This is a genomic window from Chitinophaga horti (assembly GCF_022867795.2).
Lineage (GTDB): Bacteria > Bacteroidota > Bacteroidia > Chitinophagales > Chitinophagaceae > Chitinophaga > Chitinophaga horti.
In genome coordinates, this window is record NZ_CP107006.1 from 4,719,372 (window position 1) to 4,744,863 (window position 25,492).

Consider the following 25,492-nt stretch of genomic DNA (forward strand, 5'->3'; position numbering starts at 1 on the left):
GCAGGTGTCCCATCTCACCCATCAACCTCAACCCGCAAGCGGGAACCATTCCTCCTCTCCTACATCTACCTAGCCTGTTATTCCGAAAAATGACCTGATGATGGTTGCCACCACCACTAAAAAAATGCAACTTCCAAACCATGCGGCTGCAACCTTACTGGTATCCTGATCGCCGGAGTTCCATTTCTGATAAACCTTTACTGCGCCAATCAATCCCAGAATCGCACCCACAGCATACATTAAATTGGTGCCATCGGTAAAGTAACCCCTCACCTGGGTATTGGCTGCCTGAATACCAGCCTTTCCATCCTGTGCATACCCTGCCACCTTCACTCCCAGCAACACAACCGCGATCGCAGCTGTCCTGCAAACTTTTACCACTCTCTTCCTCATTTCCTATCTCACTTAAAGTTTACACTCGCCCTCATCCAGACTCTGCGTCTCCCTGCCAATGGCAGGGAGCGAGAGTCCCTCCCTCTTGCGCGCACCATCCCATCCATTGCGTCATAGCGCCGTGCCGCGGGGAAAATCTGAAGGGGCACTGCCACCAAAACCAATCATACCAAACCAACCCGGCAGTACGCCCTCCATCTATCTTTTTGGCTATCTCTCCAGGTTAGCCTATTATCTTTTCCAGAAATTGACCGGCACCGGACGCCATCCCTCTCCTCGCATCTCATCCCTACTTCAATCCGGTGCGGTCAATATTTTATTTAGTCCACAGCAGATCCACTTCTTCCTCGGTCAATCGTACGTTGCCCCTGGATTCGGATTCGCTGACAATAAATTCGTTAATAGCGCCGCGAAACGCCGGACTACCCAGCTGAAAATGACTTGAAAAAAGCTGCTGTAAACCCTGTAGCAATTCAGCTTTGGTAACCTGATTAATCTGCCCACGGGTAATTAAGTCTTTCGCCTCGCCCATTAGCAATTCTGCATCATTGAGATTGCTACCAGCTACCGCGACTTCTGCATGCGTGTAGGCATCGGGGGCAGACTGTATCGAATCAACACCGTGTGGCGGCCATTTTTTTCGGCCAAACAGGTTCTCAATTTCTTTGGGATAATATCGCAGGGCAACAAATGCGTAATACAGCAGGCCGCCGATTGAAACAATTTTAAGGTAATCCATCCAGGTGTAAGCAGAAAACATAATCCACAATTTTTTAGGTTCAACAATCCTGTTCAGCTGCATCTCCCGGCGAACTGACAATACAAAATTGTTGGATTACGAGACCCCGTGAAAGGACAATTGCAGGTACAGAAATGTTGCTCCCCCTTGTTCCTCCTGACAACCAAGGAATTGAAGAAACAAACTGCAATAAAAAAGTTACTACCAAAGGAAGGAGCAATTGAACCATATTTACGCTGAGAACAAAGGGTCTTCAATTCTAGCTAAGCTTGGCGTAAATAAGTATTGGGGAGCAGTAATAATGATATGGAATTATTAGTACTTTGGTTGACAAGGGTAATCGCTAGCTGTTGCCGGCTTGTGAATGGCCGAGCAGAGTAAATTACAAAACGTTATTCTTCATCCATATTAATCGTATTTATTAAGTTGTTCATGGCGTCAAAAGCGAAGAACTTTTTGAGACGACCCTGATGATCGTACAGGCCGGCTGCTATTTCCTCATTAGGGGTAAGGTCTTGAAACTTCAACATGTATAGGTTCTGCTTAAGTACGCGAAACTCGTCTAGGTTACCTTTCTCGGTTGCATGTCTCTTACGAATCGGCAATATATAGATCGCAGTATAATTACCCTTCTTCCTACGAACAAGATTTTTTATATCCTGTCTAACTAGTTCTTCAAGACTATTCGCAGGAATACAGCTCAGTTTAATTACGTTAGAGGTCGGAAGCATATCTTTTCCACCAATGGACATATCAATAAGGAAAGAATACTTCATCCGATATCTGAAAATAGTATCCTCCACCTTAACTGATTGATCAAGTGAAGTTTCATGTAGCGTAATGAGGTCATTAATCTGTGTGTGAAATCCTGGATTAAGTGTTTCGATTTGATAACTCACTTGCAAGTGGCTCTCTGATTCGCTGATAGCCCTTTTTATGTCTAAAAATGAAGGGGCAAGTAACTGAAAACCATTAACATCCCTTACTGCCAACTTTGAAAGTTTGGGATATTGGAGAATTAAGGTGACGTTTTCCGCGTCCTTTTGCCCACGGTTAGTTACCTCAATCGGCAGTTCCGATAAATTGACAGATGCATTATCCATCTCGCCGCCATAAATTAAATTAACAGTGTCTTTAACATTCACCGGCAGGGCAAACTCACCAATTGATAGTGACAGTAAAGCCCGGTCAAATGCACCAGATCGCCTGGCGATATCTTCGTCGGAGTTCCTACCTGCGCGATTATCACGCATAGAGATGAATATAGAAATAAGTGCGATCAGTACGCCAGCGATCGCGATCCAGTCAGAGCGGTTGAGTCCTTTAAATAGATCGATTAACTTTTTCATACGGAATTGCCAGGGATTACGGGATTTGAAGGCAAATATACCGTTTATTATGATCTTGCCTCACTCATGGTTAGCCTTGGCTATTGCGAATCAATATTCCTTCACCTTTTCAATCAATTTTTCCAGCATGCTGATCACCAGCTGTTTGTCAGGTTCCTCGCCGTCATAAGATTTCGCGCGCATGGCACTCCAGGATGGATCAACCTTATTTGGGGTAGAGAGAAAAGGCACGATCGTTTTAAATACAAAGCTTAGCGAGCGGCCACTTAAAATATGAAGATCATACAGCCCGCGCAGGATTAATGCTATCTGATCTGATGATAATCCGACCATTATTTTAAACAGTTCGCCTGTAAACGACACACTTTTCTCGGTTTCTGACAATGGCACGAATCCTTGATTTCGAATGCGAAAATCGATTTCTACAGCCACCCAGTCCCTACAATAGTCACGCAGACTCGGATAGGCAGGATTGTATATGTAACCCTTTGCTTCCGGCATTTGCCCAAGATTTTTATATTCCCATTGCAGAAACTTCATCACCTCATCCTCACTTGGCGATTTTGCTATAATTTCTTCGATTCCATGAGTAAAATACGAAATGGCCGTTTTTGAGTTTAAGTTCCATTTGATCAAAAGTTCATGCAGCGGCGGACAGGAGGTCATAGGCTTATCCTGTCCGGACAATGCTTCTACATCACGCACTACATACATTACATAATTAAACTCATGCAAGGTAACAGGCTCATAGACATCTACTTTCCTGATAAAATCATCCAGCAACTCCCTGACGATATAAATAGGGTCATGTCCATGGCTTCCACCGCTCAGATTATGCACAATCATGTCCATTTTTGCCACAATCTCATCGCGGGCAGGCGCCAGCCTAGTAATAGGCACCAAGACTTCAGATGGTAAAGAGGTTTTATAATCGGTCTCTAACACCTGCAGCATGTGGCCTAATTTCAGCGAAACAAATTCGTAAAGATCGGCAACCGTCTCACTTACTGCTACCGTATCCCTGCTATGCCGGTACACTTTCCCCATCAATCCCACTAACTCATCGTAATGCTTTCTGATAAATTCTTTGTTTTCATCAGCCTCCCGCGCTTTGAAGTAGCGCTCCTTGATTTCACTTAGCGCCCACTGATTTTTAGCGACCAGCTCTTCTCTCAGTGCCTCTACCTGCGCATCGCCGAGCAATGCCAGATCGGCTTCCTGCGGATTGATTTGGTGATTAATTAACTGGTCATGCCAGTAGTATAAATAATTGCTCTTTTTCATGTAAACAATGGTTAGAACTGGTTAACAGTTAATAAGCATCATAGGAAAGGAAGAGCATTAACGTTAGATAGAGTAACGAAAAAAAATCCTGATCTGCTTTCAAGCAGGTCTAATATCGAAATAAATTTTTTAATTATTCAAATGCAATTGCGCTACCCTGGCTATTTTCAGCCCAATACCCTAAAAATCCGTTTACAGATGTAGGCGAACAAATTTCGCTAACGATAAAAACTATAAGCTAAATCGACGATTCAAAAATACGTGATAAACAAAATCCGACGAGCGAACAATTGTTCGTTTTTTCACCTCGCAGCACGCACCTCCCGGAGCGTCTTATCATGGATACCCAGGAAACTGGCTACATATTTCAGCGGCACCTGGCTGAGCAATTCCGGCGCTTGCTCAAGCAACACCTGGTAACGCTGCTGAGCGGTTAGATTGACCAGCTCAAGATGATCGATAACCCGCACGTGATAGTTTTCTATCAGCCTTCGGCCAACGTAGTTTACCGATCGAAACTGCTCATAAAGATGTTGCTGGTCGAACTTTTTAAGCATGACCACTTCAGCTGAAGTGAGCAACTCTACCGTCTCATCGCTCGGCAAACCAGTTATATAACTTTTAGGAGACATTGCCATGTCACCTTTTTGCATAAACCAGGTGGTTTGCTCCTTCCCAAAACGATACTTGTAGCTGCGGGCGATGCCGCTGTTTAAAAAAAGGATTTGATCACTCACTCGTCCGGCCTTCACCAGTTTGTGTTTGCGCGGAAATTGAACAATTTCAGCCTTTTGGTAAATCAGGTCGATCACTTCCTGTTCCAGTGGGGGTTGGGCATCCTGGATCAATACCCGGTTCATCGCTTGAATAAACATTTCGAGCATAACGATGGAATTTTTTGCGATTAATTAGGAGTTACTATGAGATTGATTATCTCCTACGCTGCATGCTAAATATAAAATTTTCCGGCGATTATGAATCACCGCGACTACATCGCGGCACCATCGATCGCGGCTACCTGCTTTCGGAAAAACGAGTGTGAAAATGCAGGGCATTTGCGGCCTGACAAAGGATTGTCGTGATTTTTCCGTATTTTTAGGATACCAATTTGCAAAAGACATAACGTGCAGCCCCGGCAATTAAGTGTAGTCACCCACGATAGCGCCCAAAATTCATGAGTATATTCAAAGGAAAAATTCTCCTGGCCGAAGATGATATCAAACAGGCGACCCTGCTGGCCGAGACATTGCTTGAACGCGGTTACGATACCACCACATATGATAATGGGCTGGAAGCTTTTTCCTGTTTTCAGCGAAATGCGGACAATATTGACCTTTGTCTCTTTGATGTCCGTATGCAGGGACTCGACGGACTGACGCTGACCTCCAGGATCAGAATACAAAACGAACGCGTCCCCATCCTTTTGATTTCCGCATTAACTTCAGAAAATGACGTCTGCAAAGGTCTAATGTGCGGCGCCAATGATTATGTGCGCAAACCACTGAACTTATTGGAAATAGAATTACGCATTGAGCTGTGGCTGCGCCGCACCAAAAAGCTCATCGCCGACACCCGCGATGTTATTGAACTGGCTGACTGGAAGCTTGATGCCAAACAGATGGCGCTCATCCCGCCAGGAAAAGCCAGGCCCATCTCGCTGAGCGACAGAAAGTTTGTACTAATGGAATACTTGGCTAGAAGGCAGAACAAATTCATTTCCCGCTCAGAGTTACTGCTTAGTATATGGGGAGTTGATGACTACTTCGCCGGAAGAAGCATGGACGTCTTCATTTCACATCTCAGAAAATATTTCAAGAACCAGCGCAAAGTAAATCTGAACTACGATCCCACCGAAGGGTACATGTTAAAAGTAAAAACCTAAGCTCGTCAAAATATCCTGAGCACCGGCTTTCCGGATAATATGAGTTAATTTTAAGCGCGTCACAGCGTACATACATGCCCGGAGAGATTTGTTTAACCTAAATATATTGTGACATGAGAAAAGTACTTCAATTTGCCCTTTGCGCTTTACTATTTTCCGCCTGCGCAACCACGCCATCCCTGAAACCCGAAGAGGCCCTGACGCTAATCAACCAAACTTACCATTATCCCGCGAAGTACGGCTACACGCTCTACCTGGATGATCCTGAACTGCACAGGCTGGTACAGCTGAATGGCCTGGATACTTCCGGCCTACTCAACATCGTACCTGAAGGCGAAGTCATACCCGAAGGCGCTCACCAGGTCAGCCTCACGGAGAAGGGTCGCTCCTACCTCATGGTAGACAGCAGCCTCCCAGAAGGCCAGCAGCGCGTGCACGCAGTTACCGCCTACATCGCCGAAACCGACCCAGAGAAAGCAATCGCTATTTTGGATGAGCCGAAGGCCGGCAGCATTGTCGCTCAGTACCAGGTCAGCTACCGCGACCACACTCCCTTCACTGCAATGGCGCCAACCAGGGAATTTACAAAGCCAGAAACGAAGAAAGTATATTTTCAATATCAGGGCAACGCCTGGAAACTAATTGAAAAACCGGAACAGGATTTTGGGGGGAACGCGACGCATAGAAAATGAGCAACAAAGACCAGCTATTTTGTTACCGCCTACTCGGTAAAATCAATGCATTATTTGTAACTTATCTTCAGATTTACATAATTTAACAATGACTGACGAAGAATCTCGAGAACTTGGAATAATGACTGAACAGGAACAAAAAGAAATGGACCTCCGATTTGAAAGGACTGAAGAGAATGGTATCGCGGATACCCAAAAATACTTTGATCGTATACACGATAAAGTATTTAGCCTTAATAACCTCTTAATTGCGGCCTACTTTGCACTGATAGCAATCCGGAATGATGTTCCCAGCTGGAGCCTGGTAGTTCCAGCGCTTAATTCCATTTTGTTATTATATGTCGATTATCGAATGTTAAAAAGAGCGCGACTTCAAGCTAACATTACCAAGTTAACACTGGAAGAAATTAAAGAGTATGGAGCGATTCAGAATAATACAAACCTATTTTCGCTTTTGTCAATTTGGTCTACGGTACTTGTCCTTGTAATCTTTGGGTGGATTCTACTTTCGACAAGAGGATGAATACTAACGCGATCCTACGACCGCCATTCCTGACTTGTCGCCAATTTTTATAGCCTGCAATTCGTGAGTAGCGTATCCAGTGCCTCCATCAATTCAGTCAAGTCCAAGATTTCTCCGCGAAATACAAGGGTATGATCATAAGAATTATAACCTCTGTGTACGTTACTTTTCCCGTTAAAAAACCTTGGAGCCATTAAAGAAGGGTTCATCGCCCGATCAACATACACCGCACTGACGCTATTCTCGAACCATTCTTCTACCCGTTCATCATAGTGTTCAAAATGGTTGCGGAACTTACGACTTGAAAGAGGGTTGTCATCCCCAACGCTAAGCAACTTCCTTAGTTTTTCTCCTCGTTCCTTATACTTCTGTTTTGTTGGCCAAAGGATTTTGGAGATATTACCGGTAGCCCCAAGGATTGACTGAATGGAGCACCATGTTTCGACAGGATCAGAATGGTCGTGAGTTGCCAGCAAGCGTTCTGCGGCCCGTTTCGCAATTTTTGTTTGCAGGACAATCTCATCAATCAAAATCATCTCTTGAAGCGTCATAAACTGGGGGCCTTTAGTTGGTGAATCATGGCGGAATTAAGCAATTGAACTATATGAATGAATCTAGAAGATACCGTACTCTTTCCATATCCTTTTCAAGGTTTCTTACAATGCGCTTGGCACCGTTATAACTAAAATCTTTGTACGATATCTCCAATAGCCTGATTCCATTTGCGGGCAAAGATAATCTGCGCCGCTCATCGTATATTTTACGCTGCTCCGCCCGATTCACACCGCTGTTGGTTAGTCGCCCAGGTTTATCAAAAAAAGCTACAGGTTCGAAATGCTGTCGTTCACGGTACTCAATGACCAGGCCTAGTTGAGGATAGTATCCATCAACGGGTAGCTTGCGACACCTGCCCTTCTTGTCAGGATCTCCCTTTAAAAATTCAAATTTATTATACTGCCGACAAGCAGCAAAACCTAGTACCTGATCGCACAAATGCAATACATAGTGCTCATCTTTCTTCGCATTGATTTTAATAGCTATCTGGTTATTGTCCATAACATGAATTTATAATCCCCTGATACACCACGACACGAGTGCCTAAATTAACGAATATTCCTCAGCAAGCGACTCGATCAATTGATTTCTACAGACTATATTCCTAAGAAATATACTTCAATATCAGTCTTGGCCTTGTACTGACCATCTCTTACCCCGAGTTACCCATACCCAATGCACTTAAGATTTTAAAAACAGCATCATTTTTCGGCGATCCGCTGGGTGCGGCCGCGCTCATATCTTCGTTTCATGAAAAAAAGGAGGTAAATCGATTGCGGGCAGTACACGTAATTTCACGATGTTGACGAGAAAGGCTGATCCTCCTTTTTTGATTTGATGGCAAATGTTTAATTTTTTCAAACATTCAGAAAAAGGAGGCAATTCGAGGCCGGGCAGTACACGTAAATTAACGATGTTGATGAGAAAGGCTCAACCTCCTTTTTTTGCTTTCTTAAAGTCTGAACAGTACCGAATAACAGGTTCCGTACCTGATTATGTATTGAATGAGCAAAGACCGCAGGGAGGGCATCTGAAACTAACTTATTATGAAATGAAAAACCTAAAGTACACCATTGGTGCGGACGTGTCAAAAAAAGAGATCGTCTGCTGTTTATCTACCATCAACGAAGAGCAGGAGGTGCAGGTAAAGGCAACCCACAAGTTCCCCAACTCTACATCGGGCTTTAAAAGCCTGCTTGCCTGGGCCGACAAACACATCAAGGAAACACTCCCTGTAAATTATGTGATGGAAGCTACCGGTGTTTATCATGAACAGTTTGCCTGGTTCTTGCATCACAATGATAAAACAGTAAGTATTCTGCTGCCCAACAAGGCTAAGAGTTGGTTGAAGGCAGCAGGGTTAAAATCGAAAAACGACACCATTGATGCCAAAGGACTCGCGAAGATAGGCGCGGAACGAAAACTGGAAGTGTGGACGCCGCCCTCCAAAAACCTGTTGGTTTTACGGGACTGTACCAGGAGGCACCAGGCATTAAACGAATTGCATACGATCACCAACAACCAGCTTCATGCCATACAACACAGCCAGTTTCAAAGCCCGCTTGTAGTCAAACAACTCAAAGGAACCCTAGCGCTGATTAAAAAGCAGCTCAAAGAAATGGAGAAGGCAATGACAGATCTTATATCATCAGATCCCATCCTGGATCAGCACCACAAAAACATCACCCGTATCAAAGGACTGAGCACACTTTCTTTTGCCGTGATTGTAGCAGAAACCAATGGTTTTGCATTGTTCAAAAAGGTAGGTGCCTTGATCAGCTATGCCGGATATGATGTGATAGAGAACCAATCAGGCGCACATATCGGAAAAACGAAGATTTCTAAAAAGGGTAATTCCAGGATTCGTAGAGTGCTGCACATGCCTGCTCTTTGTGCTGTCCGTGAAGATCAGCCGCAATTCCGAAACCTATACATCAGGGTTTATGAACGTACCCGGATTAAAATGAAAGGATACGTGGCTGTACAGAAGAAACTATTAAGCATGGTATACTTTCTTTGGAAGAAGCATTGTGCGTACGATCCGATATTTATGGTTGCAGATTGCTACACGCAGGACAGTCAACGCGTTCAAATAACTTAAAAGGTATTCTGAGCGTATTTTTCAGAAAAATTTGGATGCCCCAAATCACTATCGCAATATAAGTAACGATTACAATGGGCGCAACCCAGACAACATTATTTACCAAAAAGCAGAACGATATGGTAACGATGGCTACGCTATAGCCCATCCGCCCGCATTACCATACTGCAATACTTGGTGAAGAAGAAAGCCTGTGTCTGTGGTAATCTGGCAGAAAAGATGAGATTGCTTCAGGCCACTAAATTCTGCATTGAAGGGAAGTCTTGGGCTACTCAGCGATGATCCTTGTGGAGTCGGGTGGCTCAAAAAATGCAGTTTAGAAGGTAACTTGAACAGGAATGATTGGAAAGCCTAACTGTACATAATCCCGCGGACACTCCTTAAGCTGATTGCCCTACTGAATAGCACGGACTAATATCTGTTGGCAAATGATTCATGAAATGATTAACTTTGTGATGTGAGATTTTTTGCACTTATACTTTCCATCATGGTACTGACACTTTCAGTAATGCCATGCTGTGCAATAGAATCAGCGTTTACAACCGAGCACCAACAAAATCAAGGTGTTTCTGAAAAATCCGGACATCATGAGCAGGGGGACGACTGTTGCGGTCATTGTTCTCCTTTCTATACTTGTGGGACCTGTGTGGGCTTTGTATTGGCTGCGCCCCTGGTGTATCCTTCCGGTTACCTCGCCTGTGAGCCATCTGAACAATTTAGCCTTTATCTTCAGTCTGCACTTCAGGGACTTCCTGCATCAATCTGGCAACCGCCCAGGATAGGTTAAACACTTTACGGCCATACGTGGCCTATTTTATGTTTAACTTAAATTAATCTTTATAATGAAAAAATTGACTGTGCTGCTGGCAGCACTGCTTTATACTGCTATTGCATATTCCCAGAACAATACTTTTAAGGCCACCATTAAAGATGGCAAAACAAACAGCCCTTTACCCGGCGCTTCAGTTCAGGTATTGGGAACGGCCATCGGGGCCTCTGCTGATACTACCGGAACTGTTGTCCTCAATAATATACCATCCGGGAAACAGGTCATCGAATTCCGTTTTATGGGTTATGCCAGTCGCAGGGATACCCTCGTTTTTCCACTTAGCCTAGTAAGCCCGCTAGCGGTTACTCTTGAAGCCGAAGAGGATGAGGACCTGGAGGAAGTGGTTATTTCTTCCACCCGAAGCAGCCGAACCATTGCCAATATTCCAACTCGTGTGGAAGTAATCGCCGGTGAAGAACTTGACGAGAAGGGCAACATGAAGCCGGGGGACATCCGCATGATGCTCGCTGAAAGTACGGGCATCCAGACCCAGCAGACCTCTGCCACCAGCGGAAACTCTGCTATCCGTATCCAGGGCCTTGACGGTAAATACACCCAGGTGATCCGGGACGGCTTCCCCTTATATTCCGGTTTCTCCGGTGGGTTGGGCCTTTTACAAATCGCTCCATTGGACTTACAGCAGGTGGAGGTAATCAAAGGTTCTTCTTCCACCCTCTATGGTGGTGGAGCCATCGCTGGCCTGGTGAATCTGGTATCTAAAAAACCTACTGAGCAGCGTCAGCTAAACTTCCTGCTCAATGGTACTTCTGCTTTGGGACTGGACGCCAGCGGCTTCTATGCCCAGAAATTTAAAAGGGTAGGAACCACCGTCTATGCTGCCTACAATCACGGTACTGCCTACGATCCGGCAGACATTGGCCTGACCGCTATTCCTAAGTTTGACCGTTTCACGCTGAACCCTAAGCTGTTCCTGTATTTCAATGACAACACCACACTGATCGCCGGTATCAACGCAACCGTAGAAAAACGTATCGGGGGTGACCTGGAATACATCAAAGGCAACGGAAGCTCAGATCATTCTTATTTTGAGGAAAACAAAACTGGCCGTTACAGTAGCCAGCTAGACCTAGAGCACAAGCTCGGTGATCAGTCAAAACTGGTGTTTAAGAATAGTGTCAGCTATTATGACCGTACCATCGCCCTGCCTTCCTATCAGTTTGCAGGTAAGCAGGTATCCACTTACACCGAAGCCAACTACTCCCGCAACGGAGAAAAGGCCGACTGGGTAATTGGTGCCAATTTGCTGACCGATAAATTTACAGAGGACAAGTTAACGGGTACTGCTGCACGGGATTACAATTACACGACTGTCGGTGCCTTTGCATTAAGCACCTGGAATGCCACAGAGAAAATCAGCATTGAATCGGGCATCAGGGGAGATTACCACAATGAGTTCGGGTTCTTCTTTCTGCCCAGGATCTCTGCCTTATGGAAGATCAACCAGCATTTTTCTACCCGCCTGGGTGGCGGCCTGGGTTATAAAGCACCTACTGTATTTACCGAAGATGCTGAACGTATTCAGTTCCGTGGTGTGTTGCCACTGGATGTAGCAGGTACCAGGGCAGAACGGTCTTATGGTGCAAATTATGACATCAATTACCGCACCTCCCTGTTTGACGATAAGGTTGGCTTTAGTATCAACCATATGTTCTTTTATACCCGGATCAACAATCCGGTACTGCTTACTCAGGCTCCGGGTGGCAATTACCAATACCTCCAGCCAAATGGGAATTTCGACACTAAAGGGATGGAAACCAATGTCAAGCTGACCTATGGTGATTTCAAGTTGTTTGTGGGTTATACCTATGCGGATGTTAACCAGCATACCGGCAGTACGACAACGACTTATCCGCTAGTGTCCAAACACAGGCTCAACAATGTGCTTATGTATGAGATCGAAGAACAATGGAAAGTGGGTGCCGAAGCCTATTATTTCAGCCCTCAGCAACTCAACGATGGCAGCACCGGTAAAAGCTATTGGACAGCTGGTTTGATGGCAGAGCGCATATGGGAAAGGTTCTCTGTTTTCGTCAACTTTGAAAACTATACCAATACCCGTCAGACCAAATTCAGCCCGATCTATTCGGGACCCATTACCAGCCCCGTATTTAGGGATATTTATGCCCCTGTGGATGGTTTTGTAGTGAATGGCGGAATCAAGCTAAAGTTTTAACCTTTTAAACTGTAAATGATGAGTGAGGCATGTTGCGGTCCAGACAGCGGAAACAAAGTTCCTGCTGCCCCGCAGAAAGATAAGCAAGAGGATCAGGATAACAATGAAGGCTGGCTCAGTCATTGGCCGCTGCTTTCAGCATTGCTGATCTTACTTGGAATGCTGGTACTTGAATTTGGTTTCAGTTACCAGCCGCCATTCCCATTTAACCTGACAATTTATGCCATTGCCTATCTGCTGGCCGGATACAATGTGCTCGCTATGGCCTTTCGCAAAGCAATGCGGCTGGATTTCTTCAATGAATTCTTCCTAATGAGCGTAGCTACTATTGGTGCTTTTTGTATCGGCTCCTACAGCGAAGGCGTGGCGGTAATGGTCTTCTATTCAATAGGCGAATGGTTCCAGGATGCAGCGGTAAACAGGGCCAAACGAAGTATCAAGGCACTGCTGGACATCAGGCCGGACGAGGTGACCATATTACGGGAAGGCGTTACACAGGTGATCGATCCAAGGCAGGCCGCCATCGGTGATGTAATTCGGTTAAAGGCCGGGGAGAAAGTGGCCCTCGATGGGAAGTTGCTGTCCGAAACCTCGGTATTCAATACTGCCGCGCTTACCGGGGAAAGCAAGCCGGATACCAAAAGAAAAGGTGAAATTGTATTGGCCGGCATGATCAACCTGGATCACGTGTCGGAAATAGAGGTGAGATCATTGTTTACCGACAGTAAGCTGAGTAAAATACTGGAAATGGTACAGGATGCGACCGCACGTAAATCCCAGACACAGCTTTTCATCAGCCGATTTGCGAAAGTCTATACCCCGATTGTCTTTGCTCTTGCTGTACTGGTCTGCTTCGCTCCCTATTTCTTTACAGTGGATTATAACTTTCAGCAATGGTTCTACCGTGCCCTGGTCTTTCTGGTGATCAGTTGCCCCTGCGCCCTGGTGGTGTCTATTCCCTTGGGTTATTTTGGCGGCATTGGTTTGGCTTCCCGAAATGGCATCCTGTTTAAAGGTTCCAATTTTCTGGACGTGATGACTGGCATCGATACGGTGGTAATGGACAAAACAGGCACCTTAACAAAGGGCGTTTTTAAGGTGCAGCAGATTGTGACCGCTGGTTTAGAGCAGCGGGAACTGATCAGGTTTGCAGCAGCAATGGAAACAAATTCCAGCCATCCCATCGCCAAAGCAATAGTAGCATACGCCGGGGATCAGGCTCAGGAACTGAAAGCAACCGATGTGCAGGAAATTGCAGGTAATGGGCTAAAAGGGACCGTAGAAGGCAAAACAATGCTGGCAGGAAATGTAAAGCTGCTGAATAAGTTCGGTATCACCTATCCCGCTGAAATTGATGAGCTGGTGGATACCGTTGTGCTGATCGCTATACAAGGCAAATATGCCGGATATATCACGATTGCCGATGAGCTTAAGGAAGATGCGAAACAGGCAATACAGCAACTGCATCAGCAGCACATTCAGACCGTCATGCTTTCCGGCGATAAAAGTGCTGTAGTGAATAAAGTAGCAGGGCTGTTGGGCATCGATAAAGCCTTCGGTGATTTGTTGCCTGAAGGCAAGGTAGAACAGGTGCAAAAGCTGAAAGATGAAGGCCGCCGTATCGCCTTTGTTGGTGATGGTGTAAATGATGCCCCAGTGATTGCGCTGGCCGATGTCGGTATCGCAATGGGTGGACTGGGAAGTGATGCGACCATTGAAACGGCTGAAGTGGTCATTCAGAATGACCAGCCCTCTAAGATCACAACAGCTATACGGGTGGGCAGGATTACCAAACAGATAGTCTGGCAGAACATCATACTGGCAATGGTCGTAAAGGTAATTGTACTTTCCCTTGGTGCTGGTGGTATTGCCAACCTTTGGGAAGCGGTGATTGCAGACGTGGGTGTTGCACTACTGGCAATACTCAATGCGGTGCGCATACAAAGAATGAAATGGAGTTAATACGGGAGCCGGGTTTTATGCCCGGCTTTTTTTACATCATGGCGTGTTCCGGCTGGACCGCCTATTGGTGCAGACGTTTCAAAAAAAGAGATCGTCTGCTGTTTATCTACCAAGCAATGCCTGTATGATCCGGCTTTCTTGTTACCGGATTGCTATACACAAGCCCATGATCGCCTTAAGGCCGTTCCATTTGCTTTTTTCTCAAAAATTTGGATACCCCAAATCATTATCGTAATATTGCGATATAAATAACAGCAACGATGGGCGCAACCAAGACTACATTATTTACCAAAGAACAGAACGATATGGCAGCGATGGCTAAAGCAATAGCGCATCCAGCACGTATCGCCATCCTGCAATATTTGGTGAAGAAGAACGCCTGTGTCTGTGGTGATCTGGTAGAAGAGCTGGGATTGGCTCAGGCCACTACCTCACAACACTTAAAGGAACTAAAGAATGCAGGCATCATTCAGGGTAACATTGAAGGGGTGAGTGTATGTTACTGCATTGATCCTAAAGTCTGGAACCAATACCACAGCCTGTTCAGCAGCTTCTTTAAAGAAGTAGACCTGGAAGGGGCTAAATGCTGCTGATCTATTTTTTTGCCATAATCAATCGCAATATTGCAAAAGTACGATAAAACAACAAACGTTATGCAAACCGAAGAACAACTCAAAGAACTGGTAAAACAGAAGTACAGCGAGATCGCTTTACAGGACAAGGATACCAATGCGGCCTCTTGTTGTGGCGCTGGTGGATGTTCCACCGAAGTATATAACATCATGAGTGATGATTATACAAAGATGGAAGGTTACAACGCAGATGCTGATTTAGGCTTAGGTTGCGGCCTGCCTACTCAATTTGCGGCTATCAAAAAAGGCGATGTAGTGATTGACCTGGGCAGCGGTGCCGGTAATGATGCCTTTATTGCCCGCGCAGAAACCGGGGAAACGGGTAAGGTGATCGGTATTGACTTTACTCCGGCCATGATCGAGAAAGCCCGTATGAATGCGGAAAAGCTGGCTTTTCACAATGTAGAGTTTCGCCAGGGAGATATTGAACACATGCCCGTTACCGCGAATGTGGCCGATGTGATCGTTAGCAATTGTGTATTGAACCTGGTGCCCAATAAGGATGCGGTCATTAAAGAAATATTCCGTGTATTGAAGCCCGGCGGTCATTTCAGTATTTCTGATGTGGTATTGGTTGGCGAATTGCCGGAGGCGCTGCGTTCAGCCGCTGAAATGTATGCCGGTTGCGTAGCTGGTGCGATTCAGAAAGACGAGTACCTGCGCCTGATCGAAGCCAATGGTTTTAATGGGATGATGGTACAGAAGGAAAAAGCCATCATCATACCTGACGATATTTTAAAGAACTATTTGAATGAGCAGGGTATTGCTGATTTCAAAACTGGAAGTACGGGTATATTCAGCGTGACAGTTTATGCTGAAAAGCCTGCGGAGTCTTGTTGCCCTCCGGGATGTTGCAGTTAATCCTCATTTACAGAAAGAATATATGTCAGCAAACAACTGCGCTCCGGCGCACGAGCGAAAAAAGCTCAGCTTTTTAGACCGTTACCTCACCCTATGGATCTTCCTGGCGATGGCTATCGGGGTCGGTATCGGTTATTTCGTCCCTTCATCCGCTGGTTTTATCAATAGTTTTTCCAGCGGCACGACCAACGTGCCACTAGCAGTCGGTCTGATCCTGATGATGTACCCACCACTGGCGAAAGTCAGGTATGAGAAAATGGGCGAGGTATTCCGCAACACAAAAGTGTTGGGTACTTCATTGTTTTTAAACTGGATTGTTGGCCCGATACTGATGTTTGCCCTGGCCATCATTTTCATGAAGGGCTATCCTGAATACATGGTGGGCCTGATCCTTATTGGCCTTGCGCGCTGTATTGCAATGGTGGTCGTATGGAACGAACTGGCAGAAGGCAACCGGGAGTATGCAGCCGGGCTGATCGCCCTGAACAGCATTTTTCAGGTATTGCTGTATAGTGTCTACGCTTACGTTTTCATCACCGTGCTGCCGCCGCTCTTTGGCGTACAGGGACTGGATGTAAATATCACCATCGGGGAGATCGCCAAAAGTGTCGGCATCTACCTGGGCATTCCCTTCGCTGCCGGCGTGATTAGCCGCTACGCACTGACCCGCATTATGGGTGAAGATTGGTTCCAGCAGAAGTACGTTCCCTTTATTTCTCCCATTACCCTGATTGCTTTGTTATTCACCATCGTGGTCATGTTCAGCCTGAAGGGTGAACTGATCGTGCAAATACCTTTGGACGTGCTGCGCATTGCACTGCCGCTGGTCATCTACTTTGCCATCATGTTCCTGGTCAGCTTCTTTGCTGGTAAGCGCATGGGAGCCGATTATTCCAAAAGCGCATCCATTGCCTTTACAGCTGCCGGAAACAACTTTGAGCTGGCCATTGCAGTTGCCATAGGCGTGTTTGGTATCAACTCCGGGCAGGCATTCGTTGGAGTGATCGGGCCACTTGTAGAAGTACCTGCACTTATCGCCCTGGTCAACCTTGCTTTCTGGCTCCGTAAAAAATATTATCCTACAACCATAGCACAATCTTAAACATGAAAATTGCATTATTCTCTGACATTCACGCCAACCTCCCGGCCCTGGAAGCTTTCTTTGCCGATGTAGATGCACGTAAGCCCGACATGATCTATTGCCTGGGCGACCTGGTGGGTTACAACAGCTGGCCCAACGAGGTGATTGATGAAGTCCGCAGGCGTAACATTCCAACCATTGCAGGTAACTATGATTTTGGCATTGGCCGCATGAGCGATGAATGCGGTTGCGCTTACAAGACCGATACCGAGAAGGACATGGGCAAAATATCCATCTCCTATACCAACAGTTTGATGAAACCGGAGCAGCGCGCTTACCTGCGTACCCTGCCTGCGCACATTAAGGTGGAGTTCCAGCTGAACGAGGACAAGCTGAACCTGCTGCTGGTGCATGGAAGCCCGCGCAAGATCAACGAGTACCTGTTTGAAGACCGGGAGGAAAAGAGCATGATCCGTATCATGGAGCAGGCAGATGCCGACATCATGTGCTTTGGTCATACCCATAAACCTTATCATCGGGTGCTTAATTCCGGTGTAGATGGTCAGGATCATTACCGTCATGCCATCAATATCGGCTCTGTCGGTAAGCCCAAAGACGGCAATCCGCAGGGTGGTTATGTCATGCTCAGCATTAATGACAATAGCAGCATCACCGATCAAAGTAGCATTCAGGTTGAGTTCATTCGCTTTGAGTATGATGTGGAACGTGCTGCCAAAGGTGTTGAAGATAGCCCGCTTCCTAATGAGTATGCCGATATGTTACGTCGTGGTTTCTAAAATTCCATTGTTATGAACTTTCCAGATCATCTGAAATATTCCGCTGAACACACCTGGCTTTCTGTAGCCGTTAATATAGGTATCGTTGGCATAACCGACTTTGCACAAAATGAATTAGGTGAGATTGTTTTTGTTGACCTGCCCGCTGTTGGCGAGACATTCGATGCAGATGAGGTATTCGGATCTGTGGAGGCCATTAAGACCGTAAGCGATCTTTTCATGCCTGTAGCCGTTACTGTAACAGAGATCAATCCTGCATTGAAGGATAACCCTGGGCTGCTCAATGATGATCCCTTCGGTGAGGGCTGGCTCATTAAAGTACAGATAACTGGTAATACGGACTCTCTTCTTTCCTCTGGTGAATACCAAGTAAGAACAGGTTCATAAAAATACATACCCTTAGATAATCAAAGCCATGCGATCAGCGTGGCTTTTTTTATTTTATGGCGTGTGCCCTATGGCACCGCGCTTTCCATTCCAAGTCCTCGTTCCTGTGGGCTTTCCATTGCAATCGCTCACGCAGCGGGCATTTCAGCTTCTCGGCTCTTTATCGGGTTCCAGCAACTCCAATACATCGCTGCAAAAAAAGTGTAAAAATTCCTTGCATTTCAAGACAGTACCTTTCCGCTGTATCTCTCTGCGGCAGAGAGGATGCCGCTGCAATCGCTATCGCAATTAGTTAAGAGCAGTTTTTTTTCAGCCGTGTCGGGGCTTCTATACCGGTAGGGAAAAGAACACTCGAATGTACTGCACGGGCAGGACAGATGGCTCCTTAATGGCTTCTTCATTTTTGATTTTTTTTGGCGAAGCCCCCTAAAGGGACTTACCGCCACTAGTCCTGCTTCCCTGCAGTTTTCATTGAATGTCTTTTCTACCCACCAGCATACAATCCTTCCGAAAGCGGCTGATGAAGAAAAAAAGGAAAAAAATGAAACGTAAACAATTAAAACAAAAAAATCATGGACACAAGAATTGGAAGAGTAACCGCAGATGCTAAAGTAAAGCACTTCGAAAGCGGCAAAGCAGTAGTAAACTTTAGCCTCGCCGTAGATACCTCATACAGCGACAAAGAGGGCAAACAGATTAAGCGCACGCAGTTCGTAGAATGCGCCCTATGGCAACGCGAAATCATGGCGCAGTACCTCACCAAAGGCAAGCTGATTTTCATTGAAGGAGACCTGGATGTACGTGCCTACATTAAAAACGGTGAAGCCATCGGCGTAAACACCATGAACGTAACCGGAAGAATCAAATTCCTTTCCGGTTCATCTACCAGCGCATCCGACCAGCAAGACGCAGCCCCGGCAGCCGTAGCGTCCGAACCAGTACCGGCAGACGATGACCTGCCCTTTTAACTCTCATCAGGGGGCATCCAGCCTCTTGATCTTCTAAATCCCCATCACTCACCCTAAAATTTAAATATCATGGATCAGATCAATTTTAATGAAGCGACACAAACACACAGCTTCTTTTCTGTAAAACAGCCCGCATGGCACAAAAAAGGCCAAATCATCATGGACAATCCCACCAGCCGCGAGGCCATGCGGCTGGCAAACCTCGACTTTACCGTTGAAAAATTCCCCCTACTTACGCAGATACCCGCCGGGATTAATACAGATGGCGTATTTACGCAGGAACAAGTAATTAAGGTACCCGATCGCTTCGCCACCGTCCGCACCGATACATATCAGGCATTGGGCGTAGTGGGAAAAGATTACAACGTCTTTCAAAACCGCGAAGCCTTCGATTTTATGGATAGCCTTATTGCCGATGGAAGCGTAAGCTATGAAACGGCCGGCGCACTTGGAAACGGTGAACGCATTTTTGCCACCGCAACCATTCCCGGGGAAATCGTTGTTGGAAAAGATGATGAAATCAAGCTCTACCTGTTCTTAAGTACCAGCCATGACGGAAGCGGGGCAATCACCATCGGTTACACGCCGGTACGGATCGTGTGTGCCAATACCCTAAACGCGGCCATGCAGCAATCCCGCAACATCATCAAAATACAGCACTTCCCGTCGGCCAAAGCAAAACTATCCCAAGCACATCAAATCCTTAACCTGACCTCCAAACTAACGCCCCTGTATGCTGATCATTTTAACGCGATGGCTAAAGCCATCATTTGGGATGATCAGCTTAAACAGCTCATCCGGCTGGCGATGGCTCCAAGCAAAGAAACTTACCAAGCCGTCAGCCAAGGCATGCTAGACGTATGTTCTACGAACTTCCTGAATACCTGCGATGAGGTATTTGAATACGCCATGTCTGACCCTACCCAACAGACCAACACCACGCGAGGAACTGTTTTTGGTGCCTACAATGCTATCACGGGTTACTATCAGAACGTCAGGAAATTTAGAGACGAAGATGCCAAAATTAAAAACATCCTCATGGGCGGCACCGCACAACTAAGGTCACAAACAGCCTTCGACCTCTGTACCCACTTCATCAAAACCGGCCATCTGAACGCATCCAACTAATTCATCCTACAATTTAACTACCATGCACACCAAAGATTTACCCCGAATACGCGGCAGCCCGGCAGCGATCGCCCGTCTAGAAAGCAACTATCAGTATTTAACTCAATTCAGAATCATGACAGCGCACATTCTTCTCCTATCAGGAATAGCCCTCCGCCTGCTGATCGCCCGGCGCGAGTTCAACCGGCGAGGCCCTGCCGGCCTGCAGCATCATAAAAACTTTTGGATCGCCCTTTTGACCGTTATCATCGAAACCGTTCTAAAAATTGGCGCGAACCTATCGATCATTCTTGGGTTGCTGCTCGAATCGCTTAACTACATCAATCACCTTTTAACCCGGTAATATGAAAACGACACTTTTTCGGTAGTCCGCTGAAAAGAACCTGGAGCTTCAGACGACTGGGTTGGCCTGTTTAAAAAATCGGCGGGCTTCGCCCGCTGATGGCAACTGATCAGGGCGTGATTCTTGCAAAAACAAGTAAAAAAGGTTTCCAAATCTGTACGGAATAGCCATCATTTCGCACTAAAAAATAGTAATTAATCATCCATGCGCTACAAATGCAAAAACCCATTAAAACCTTTACCATGGCTTTATTACCATCCACGAAAAAACGTGCGTAAGCGCGAATTGGTTCAGTTAACAACTCATTAACCTCTTAAAAAACAGCCTTGTTTTAATTTTACTCCATCAGCAATAACAACTGATACCTAGTTTAAAAATCAATCGATAAAATAATCCTGATCTATGCGCTAGAAGCGGGCACAGATCACAATTAAGAGGATCAAAATTTGTTTAAGAAAACAGTCCCAGGGACAGATGTTCGTGTCAGGTCCGGTCAATCACCGCTTTCTTAAAACAAGCTCCCCGTCCACGTAACCTTGCAACTTCCGGCACTAAACCCGGTAATCCCCTGCGCTGGCAGAAAGGATACAAATTCAATAACCACATTATACCAACGGTAAGCTTTTTTGTCTTAAGCTAAATTGGAGAAAAGTCAGGAGCCTGATGGTCGTGTCGGGCTCCCTAATTTTTCACGCGCTTAAGCATGCTCACCGCTCTGCAAACTTTCTTGGCAGGAACTGCAATTATCGTCCGCCTGCCAAAAATTCGGTTTACAATATGACCGTTCAACTCTCACAGAACGGCGTGTTTCGATATACATCCGCCCTGATGGTCTCACCGGAGCGTTCATTTTCTCGAAACAGTTATTGCCGGACATCCGGCACAGAGATTTTTTTGTTCAACCAGTCCTGCTCCAATGGACTACATGCGCTAAGACCATGAGAAAAATAAGCCTAATATTCATTTTCATAACCTGCCAACTGGGCTGCAGCGATGATCCCATCTGGCCGTGCGGAGACTCCGGCACGCAAAAGCCTTACATGAAGGGCGGCTATGACTTAATCGGTTATTGGCAGTTCCTTCATGAACGGCAGCAAACGCTGAACAAAATCCGCACCGGCTCCAGCCTTCTATTCAACCGGGTGCGGGTGCTCGACTCACTGATCGACCAGGAGCTCGAGAAAGAGGCCGAGCTGCTTGCCCTTACGCCGGATTCGGTCGTATATAACGAAAGTGCCAAAGTAATTGGAACCGATTGTTTTGCCTACGTGACGCCGCAATACGATGCGCACAGCCGAAGAATCATGTCCCACTGGAATGTCCAGGGTGCGGTTAATTACAGCTCCAATGGACTCACTGAGCCCATGCACTGCAAGCTGCAAAAATCTTCGCATGCGTACGTCATTTATGTCCGTATGATGGTACCGTATAAAAGCGGTAACCGCAATGAACACCTGGTAATCTATGGCAATATGGGCCACAAGCAGCTAACCTGCCATGCCATGGTATACATTGACATCGACGCCTGAACATTTTCCCAAATCAATACCAACCATCACCTCCCGCTGCATGCCCGCAGCGGGATTTTTCCTGAGTCAAATAACCAATTAAAAAGCCCCGCTTTGTCAGGCGGGGCAAACATTTCATTTACTAAACGCTTTAAGCTTTTCATTCAGGTCCAGCAAGTCAACCTTCTCCAGCATTTCTCTTTTCGCCTGTTGAAGCTCTTCGATATCTTCGGCACTTAGCAGATCCAGTACCGGATCGGCAGAACCGCCTGGCGCAAGCCCTCGCTCAATCAGTCTTGATATCACAAACACGAGCTTAACGCTTTTCTTCATCTCAAACTTCACCGGTGCTTTCATTGCCGGTAACGAAAACATCATCTCAACAAATTTTCCAATCTCACTTCCCGCCATACTTCCTCCTTTGTTTTTACAATGCAAACCTAAGGAGAATTGGCACCTCAAACCTCATTAAAATATGCGGAGAAATGTCCTATTTAAATGCCGATCATTTCTGAATAGCAGAACGTCCTCAGCTACACAGCCCTGTTGCAGCTGAACCAAAATATCATCTACTAATTATTCCTGTAAAGAGAAGTTCCATGAAGCCCCAAACCGAGTATGCCTAAAAGATAAATCTTAAACTGCGCATCAGAAAAGTGAAGCATTTCCAACAAAGATCTAAATGTCTCATGCTCATAGTTCAGGAATATCTGAGAATGATTGCGTACTGATGATTTTGGCAAATTCGAAAACTTTCCGACTTGGATATCTACCTTGTGCTCTTCTCTTATCCTAGAAATGTGTCTCTGTAGCTTTTCTGGCAAAGATGTCACATCCATCTTCATATCAGCTAGCGCTTCAGGAGGAACCCTATTTATATCCAGCAATGCAATATTATAGTCAGGGAGAATTTGCTGAAGGACACCATGTAGGTTCGGCCTGCCTTCACCATCCCTAAACGTCACAATACTCGCCTGATTTTGAAACAAGAAGTAACCCTTACTAGCAAGAAATTGGACGACTATGGTTTGATAATCTGTCAAGGAACCAGCATTATAGTAAACAATAAATTTTAGAGACAGCCCCTTCATTACAAATAGTATGTCTAGCAATCTCGTTTGTTTACCCTGATAGGGCATTATTGTGTACTGGCAACATAAGGAGATCAATTCGGACTTGGAGTAAAAGTCTAGATACGTTGCCTTCATTGACGCACTATTGTTATCATAAAACTGAAGGTAATAGTGAAGGTACTTGACTACTTGCGCTATCAGTTCTTGATTCCGTGAATCCAAGGCATCTCCAAAAGCTTCTTCACTGAAACCGAAATCTCCCTTCGGAATGCTTCCGCTTTTTGCGTTGGCATAATTTTCGTTCTGGACATGTCGAAGTCAATACCTTTAGGCAAAAAGTTAACCTCTCCGCCAATGATGCTAGGAAACTTCGCTGGTAGGAGCTCCAACAGATCGGCCCCTATCAGAAAGCCACTGTTTGATGCAATAAAAGTTGTTTGCTCTTTGCCGATTCCAACTTTATAAACATACTTAACGGACTTATGCTCAAAAACAAACATTGCATTTTCAATATTCCAGCTACTAGGAACGGACATACTCTTGGAATCCAAATTGAGTTGAAGCCTCTCAATATGCCTGAGATATACCATTGCTTTATCAAATGCCTCGCGCGCTGAATAGCTGGGCTTCATGTAGACTTTAATCATTGTACCACGCAAAGTTCGGTGAAATCCATTAGTTGGATCAATGTAGTTGAAACCCTTAAATACATCATCAACCTCAAATCTCACCTGCTCATCTTCATCATTCTTTGTATCTATTATCACCTTTTCAGCCACGATATAGGTGCTCATGAAACCGATCCCAAACCTTGAAATAAGATCGAAATCTCCTGTGCTATCGTTAAACTCCTGACTGATACTTTTCCCAATCACTGAAAAGTGATGTTTAATGGTACTTTTAGTCATTCCATCCCCTTCATCAATTACCTCTAAGTAGTTTTCCGTTGTGTTGACATTAATAATAATTTTGGGCCGGCTTTGAGGGTACTTTTCAACAACACGCCTGCAAGCATCAACCGAATTTTGAATGAGCTCGCGCACGAACATATATGATTCAGGATAAAGAGATTTGCCAATAAGCAGACCTACAATTCTTTTCACATCAGCTGAATAGCTGGAAGGTAATGCATCATCGTTTTTATGCGACTGTCCGGGTTTTGCAAGTGGGGCATATGGCAAAGCGCTGGGAAGGTATCCAGATTCAGTACCTCCTTTAATCGATTCTACGTCATGATCAAAGCGGTAGCCTAAAGCCATAAACTTTCTGGCATGCAGTAGATACTCCCGCGTTGACAAATTTATATCCAAAATATTGTATCCGCCCTGGTATTTGACATTTGTTTCATTTGCATTATTGAATGCAGTTCGGGCATTTATCGAAAAGTACCCTCCAACGGATGATGAAAGAGACTTTGCAGCATGTCTATGGCTGTGGCCAAAGAAAACTATGTTGAAATTCTGAGAAGTAAGGATATTCTCAATTTCTTCTCTCTCACTTTCGTTGAACGCCATTAACGGATGATGAAAAGCCACAACATTTATTACCGTTTGATGATCTTCAAAATTCCTATGAATATTCCAAAGCTGATTGTATCCAATGTAATGGTTTTCCGGTTTCAAAGTTGATGAACAACGCCAGGAATCGTTGATTAGTCCAAATCCGACCTTCTTTTCATTCTCATAGGCAATATGTATTGACTCATTGTTGGAATAAACGTAGTTTTCATTGCTGCCATGGTACCGCCGTTCGAAATTCTTAAATGCCTGTATCCTTTCATTGACGTTTCTGAAACTTGACTTATTCTGTAGCAACTCTACCAAGATGCCCTCCTTTTCCAAAGTCGAAAGATAATTTTCAGAATATTTATCGACCTTTCCTCTTTCTATGTCATGATTACCAGGGATCATTAACACTTGATCTGACCTTATAGTAAGCGCTTCACAAATTGGCTGAATGAACTCACGCTCAAATATCTCATAGCAATTATCAGATGTTTCCTCAGGCATTTTTAATAGCGACTCTCCTCCTTTATCCACTAGATCACCGGTAAGAAGAATAATATCGATCGGGACCTTCTCGTGATATTCCTTTAAATCTTTAATTAAGGCGCTCCTGTAAAAATTTCGAAAATCGGTAATATTTGCTGCTGACAAGTGAATGTCGGAAAGCTGTACAATTCTCATGCGTAATTTTGTTTGTTAGTTAGGC

26 protein-coding genes are annotated in these 25,492 nt (G+C 45.3%); 16 read left to right on the top strand and 10 right to left on the bottom strand.

The features are described from left to right. Positions 1 to 69 precede the first annotated feature (69 nt). The 5 genes from MKQ68_RS18915 to MKQ68_RS18935 form a co-directional block, all read right to left on the bottom strand. A complete protein-coding gene (locus tag MKQ68_RS18915) occupies positions 70 to 393 on the bottom strand; it encodes a DUF4134 domain-containing protein (RefSeq protein ID WP_264280473.1) in 324 nt (107 codons plus the stop codon). 316 nt (positions 394 to 709) lie between these two features. Then, on the bottom strand, positions 710 to 1,153 hold the full coding sequence (locus MKQ68_RS18920; RefSeq protein WP_264280474.1) for a hypothetical protein: 444 nt from the start codon (positions 1,151 to 1,153) through the stop codon (positions 710 to 712). Positions 1,154 to 1,524: 371 nt separating this feature from the next. Further along, complete coding sequence (locus tag MKQ68_RS18925) at positions 1,525 to 2,481, bottom strand: hypothetical protein (protein WP_244844096.1); 957 nt, start codon at positions 2,479 to 2,481, stop codon at positions 1,525 to 1,527. Between the two features lie 90 nt (positions 2,482 to 2,571). After that, a complete protein-coding gene (locus MKQ68_RS18930; RefSeq protein ID WP_244844098.1) occupies positions 2,572 to 3,765 on the bottom strand; it encodes a hypothetical protein in 1,194 nt (397 codons plus the stop codon). Positions 3,766 to 4,067: 302 nt separating this feature from the next. Next, positions 4,068 to 4,649 (bottom strand): Crp/Fnr family transcriptional regulator, encoded by a 582-nt coding sequence (locus MKQ68_RS18935; protein ID WP_264280475.1) that lies wholly within the window; start codon positions 4,647 to 4,649, stop codon positions 4,068 to 4,070. A gap of 290 nt (positions 4,650 to 4,939) precedes the next feature. Here MKQ68_RS18935 and MKQ68_RS18940 point away from each other — a divergent pair, with 290 nt between their 5' ends. From MKQ68_RS18940 to MKQ68_RS18950, 3 genes are all read left to right on the top strand, one after another. Then, complete coding sequence (locus tag MKQ68_RS18940; protein ID WP_264280476.1) at positions 4,940 to 5,647, top strand: response regulator transcription factor; 708 nt, start codon at positions 4,940 to 4,942, stop codon at positions 5,645 to 5,647. Positions 5,648 to 5,760: 113 nt separating this feature from the next. Beyond that, positions 5,761 to 6,339, top strand: coding sequence for a hypothetical protein (locus MKQ68_RS18945; RefSeq protein ID WP_264280477.1), 579 nt, complete (start codon positions 5,761 to 5,763; stop codon positions 6,337 to 6,339). A gap of 88 nt (positions 6,340 to 6,427) precedes the next feature. Continuing rightward, positions 6,428 to 6,862, top strand: coding sequence for a hypothetical protein (locus MKQ68_RS18950; RefSeq protein WP_244844109.1), 435 nt, complete (start codon positions 6,428 to 6,430; stop codon positions 6,860 to 6,862). A 47-nt stretch (positions 6,863 to 6,909) separates the two neighbouring features. Here the strand turns inward: MKQ68_RS18950 and MKQ68_RS18955 are convergent, their stop codons facing one another. Both MKQ68_RS18955 and MKQ68_RS18960 read right to left on the bottom strand, forming a co-directional pair. Then, positions 6,910 to 7,413 (bottom strand): hypothetical protein, encoded by a 504-nt coding sequence (locus MKQ68_RS18955; protein ID WP_244844111.1) that lies wholly within the window; start codon positions 7,411 to 7,413, stop codon positions 6,910 to 6,912. A 49-nt stretch (positions 7,414 to 7,462) separates the two neighbouring features. After that, positions 7,463 to 7,918, bottom strand: a complete 456-nt coding sequence (locus tag MKQ68_RS18960; protein ID WP_244844112.1) for a hypothetical protein — start codon at positions 7,916 to 7,918, stop codon at positions 7,463 to 7,465. Between the two features lie 418 nt (positions 7,919 to 8,336). On the opposite strand from MKQ68_RS18960, the gene MKQ68_RS18965 reads away from it, so the two are divergent. The 13 genes from MKQ68_RS18965 to MKQ68_RS19020 all read left to right on the top strand — a co-directional run bounded on the left by MKQ68_RS18965 (position 8,337) and on the right by MKQ68_RS19020 (position 22,229). After that, on the top strand, positions 8,337 to 9,518 hold the full coding sequence (locus tag MKQ68_RS18965; protein ID WP_264280478.1) for an IS110 family RNA-guided transposase: 1,182 nt from the start codon (positions 8,337 to 8,339) through the stop codon (positions 9,516 to 9,518). 508 nt (positions 9,519 to 10,026) lie between these two features. Then, positions 10,027 to 10,305 carry a hypothetical protein gene (locus tag MKQ68_RS25960; RefSeq protein WP_432803749.1) on the top strand — a complete coding sequence of 93 codons (279 nt, stop codon included), beginning with the start codon at positions 10,027 to 10,029 and terminating at the stop codon, positions 10,303 to 10,305. A 55-nt stretch (positions 10,306 to 10,360) separates the two neighbouring features. Further along, a complete protein-coding gene (locus tag MKQ68_RS18970) occupies positions 10,361 to 12,541 on the top strand; it encodes a TonB-dependent receptor (protein ID WP_264280479.1) in 2,181 nt (726 codons plus the stop codon). 18 nt (positions 12,542 to 12,559) lie between these two features. Further along, positions 12,560 to 14,503, top strand: coding sequence for a heavy metal translocating P-type ATPase (locus MKQ68_RS18975; RefSeq protein WP_264280480.1), 1,944 nt, complete (start codon positions 12,560 to 12,562; stop codon positions 14,501 to 14,503). Positions 14,504 to 14,763: 260 nt separating this feature from the next. Then, positions 14,764 to 15,096: an ArsR/SmtB family transcription factor gene (locus tag MKQ68_RS18980; RefSeq protein WP_244844137.1), complete on the top strand. Its 333-nt coding sequence runs from the start codon at positions 14,764 to 14,766 to the stop codon at positions 15,094 to 15,096. A 60-nt stretch (positions 15,097 to 15,156) separates the two neighbouring features. Further along, positions 15,157 to 15,996: an arsenite methyltransferase gene (locus tag MKQ68_RS18985; RefSeq protein ID WP_264280481.1), complete on the top strand. Its 840-nt coding sequence runs from the start codon at positions 15,157 to 15,159 to the stop codon at positions 15,994 to 15,996. Then, positions 15,947 to 17,098, top strand: a complete 1,152-nt coding sequence (arsB, locus tag MKQ68_RS18990; RefSeq protein WP_285892318.1) for an ACR3 family arsenite efflux transporter — start codon at positions 15,947 to 15,949, stop codon at positions 17,096 to 17,098. Before MKQ68_RS18985 ends, arsB begins: the two co-directional genes overlap by 50 nt. Positions 17,099 to 17,100: 2 nt before the next feature. Beyond that, the gene (locus tag MKQ68_RS18995) at positions 17,101 to 17,874 is read left to right on the top strand and encodes a metallophosphoesterase family protein (protein ID WP_264280482.1); all 774 of its coding nucleotides are present in this window, start codon (positions 17,101 to 17,103) and stop codon (positions 17,872 to 17,874) included. Positions 17,875 to 17,886: 12 nt separating this feature from the next. Next, positions 17,887 to 18,261: a glycine cleavage system protein GcvH gene (gene gcvH, locus MKQ68_RS19000; protein WP_244844143.1), complete on the top strand. Its 375-nt coding sequence runs from the start codon at positions 17,887 to 17,889 to the stop codon at positions 18,259 to 18,261. Positions 18,262 to 18,833: 572 nt separating this feature from the next. Further along, a complete protein-coding gene (locus MKQ68_RS19005; protein WP_244844145.1) occupies positions 18,834 to 19,229 on the top strand; it encodes a single-stranded DNA-binding protein in 396 nt (131 codons plus the stop codon). A gap of 69 nt (positions 19,230 to 19,298) precedes the next feature. After that, complete coding sequence (locus MKQ68_RS19010) at positions 19,299 to 20,357, top strand: DUF932 domain-containing protein (protein WP_264280483.1); 1,059 nt, start codon at positions 19,299 to 19,301, stop codon at positions 20,355 to 20,357. A 22-nt stretch (positions 20,358 to 20,379) separates the two neighbouring features. Further along, positions 20,380 to 20,700 (top strand): hypothetical protein, encoded by a 321-nt coding sequence (locus tag MKQ68_RS19015; RefSeq protein ID WP_264280484.1) that lies wholly within the window; start codon positions 20,380 to 20,382, stop codon positions 20,698 to 20,700. Between the two features lie 938 nt (positions 20,701 to 21,638). Beyond that, the gene (locus MKQ68_RS19020; protein ID WP_264280485.1) at positions 21,639 to 22,229 is read left to right on the top strand and encodes a hypothetical protein; all 591 of its coding nucleotides are present in this window, start codon (positions 21,639 to 21,641) and stop codon (positions 22,227 to 22,229) included. Positions 22,230 to 22,343: 114 nt separating this feature from the next. Here the strand turns inward: MKQ68_RS19020 and MKQ68_RS19025 are convergent, their stop codons facing one another. The 3 genes from MKQ68_RS19025 to MKQ68_RS19035 form a co-directional block, all read right to left on the bottom strand. Continuing rightward, the gene (locus MKQ68_RS19025) at positions 22,344 to 22,619 is read right to left on the bottom strand and encodes a hypothetical protein (protein ID WP_244844158.1); all 276 of its coding nucleotides are present in this window, start codon (positions 22,617 to 22,619) and stop codon (positions 22,344 to 22,346) included. Between the two features lie 161 nt (positions 22,620 to 22,780). Continuing rightward, positions 22,781 to 23,320, bottom strand: a complete 540-nt coding sequence (locus MKQ68_RS19030) for a hypothetical protein (RefSeq protein ID WP_264280486.1) — start codon at positions 23,318 to 23,320, stop codon at positions 22,781 to 22,783. A 158-nt stretch (positions 23,321 to 23,478) separates the two neighbouring features. After that, positions 23,479 to 25,467, bottom strand: a complete 1,989-nt coding sequence (locus MKQ68_RS19035; RefSeq protein WP_264280487.1) for a metallophosphoesterase — start codon at positions 25,465 to 25,467, stop codon at positions 23,479 to 23,481. Positions 25,468 to 25,492 lie beyond the last annotated feature (25 nt).

Excerpts from the sequence above, each read along its gene's own strand:
- MKQ68_RS18915 (WP_264280473.1), bottom strand. The coding sequence starts at position 393 with ATGAGGAAGAGAGTGGTAAAAGTTTGCAGGACAGCTGCGATCGCGGTT.
- MKQ68_RS18920 (WP_264280474.1), bottom strand. The coding sequence starts at position 1,153 with ATGTTTTCTGCTTACACCTGGATGGATTACCTTAAAATTGTTTCAATC.
- MKQ68_RS18925 (WP_244844096.1), bottom strand. The coding sequence starts at position 2,481 with ATGAAAAAGTTAATCGATCTATTTAAAGGACTCAACCGCTCTGACTGG.
- MKQ68_RS18930 (WP_244844098.1), bottom strand. The coding sequence starts at position 3,765 with ATGAAAAAGAGCAATTATTTATACTACTGGCATGACCAGTTAATTAAT.
- MKQ68_RS18935 (WP_264280475.1), bottom strand. The coding sequence starts at position 4,649 with ATGCTCGAAATGTTTATTCAAGCGATGAACCGGGTATTGATCCAGGAT.
- MKQ68_RS18940 (WP_264280476.1), top strand. The coding sequence starts at position 4,940 with ATGAGTATATTCAAAGGAAAAATTCTCCTGGCCGAAGATGATATCAAA.
- MKQ68_RS18945 (WP_264280477.1), top strand. The coding sequence starts at position 5,761 with ATGAGAAAAGTACTTCAATTTGCCCTTTGCGCTTTACTATTTTCCGCC.
- MKQ68_RS18950 (WP_244844109.1), top strand. The coding sequence starts at position 6,428 with ATGACTGACGAAGAATCTCGAGAACTTGGAATAATGACTGAACAGGAA.
- MKQ68_RS18955 (WP_244844111.1), bottom strand. The coding sequence starts at position 7,413 with ATGACGCTTCAAGAGATGATTTTGATTGATGAGATTGTCCTGCAAACA.
- MKQ68_RS18960 (WP_244844112.1), bottom strand. The coding sequence starts at position 7,918 with ATGGACAATAACCAGATAGCTATTAAAATCAATGCGAAGAAAGATGAG.
- MKQ68_RS18965 (WP_264280478.1), top strand. The coding sequence starts at position 8,337 with ATGAGAAAGGCTCAACCTCCTTTTTTTGCTTTCTTAAAGTCTGAACAG.
- MKQ68_RS25960 (WP_432803749.1), top strand. The coding sequence starts at position 10,027 with ATGCCATGCTGTGCAATAGAATCAGCGTTTACAACCGAGCACCAACAA.
- MKQ68_RS18970 (WP_264280479.1), top strand. The coding sequence starts at position 10,361 with ATGAAAAAATTGACTGTGCTGCTGGCAGCACTGCTTTATACTGCTATT.
- MKQ68_RS18975 (WP_264280480.1), top strand. The coding sequence starts at position 12,560 with ATGAGTGAGGCATGTTGCGGTCCAGACAGCGGAAACAAAGTTCCTGCT.
- MKQ68_RS18980 (WP_244844137.1), top strand. The coding sequence starts at position 14,764 with ATGGGCGCAACCAAGACTACATTATTTACCAAAGAACAGAACGATATG.
- MKQ68_RS18985 (WP_264280481.1), top strand. The coding sequence starts at position 15,157 with ATGCAAACCGAAGAACAACTCAAAGAACTGGTAAAACAGAAGTACAGC.
- arsB (WP_285892318.1), top strand. The coding sequence starts at position 15,947 with ATGCTGAAAAGCCTGCGGAGTCTTGTTGCCCTCCGGGATGTTGCAGTT.
- MKQ68_RS18995 (WP_264280482.1), top strand. The coding sequence starts at position 17,101 with ATGAAAATTGCATTATTCTCTGACATTCACGCCAACCTCCCGGCCCTG.
- gcvH (WP_244844143.1), top strand. The coding sequence starts at position 17,887 with ATGAACTTTCCAGATCATCTGAAATATTCCGCTGAACACACCTGGCTT.
- MKQ68_RS19005 (WP_244844145.1), top strand. The coding sequence starts at position 18,834 with ATGGACACAAGAATTGGAAGAGTAACCGCAGATGCTAAAGTAAAGCAC.
- MKQ68_RS19010 (WP_264280483.1), top strand. The coding sequence starts at position 19,299 with ATGGATCAGATCAATTTTAATGAAGCGACACAAACACACAGCTTCTTT.
- MKQ68_RS19015 (WP_264280484.1), top strand. The coding sequence starts at position 20,380 with ATGCACACCAAAGATTTACCCCGAATACGCGGCAGCCCGGCAGCGATC.
- MKQ68_RS19020 (WP_264280485.1), top strand. The coding sequence starts at position 21,639 with ATGAGAAAAATAAGCCTAATATTCATTTTCATAACCTGCCAACTGGGC.
- MKQ68_RS19025 (WP_244844158.1), bottom strand. The coding sequence starts at position 22,619 with ATGGCGGGAAGTGAGATTGGAAAATTTGTTGAGATGATGTTTTCGTTA.
- MKQ68_RS19035 (WP_264280487.1), bottom strand. The coding sequence starts at position 25,467 with ATGAGAATTGTACAGCTTTCCGACATTCACTTGTCAGCAGCAAATATT.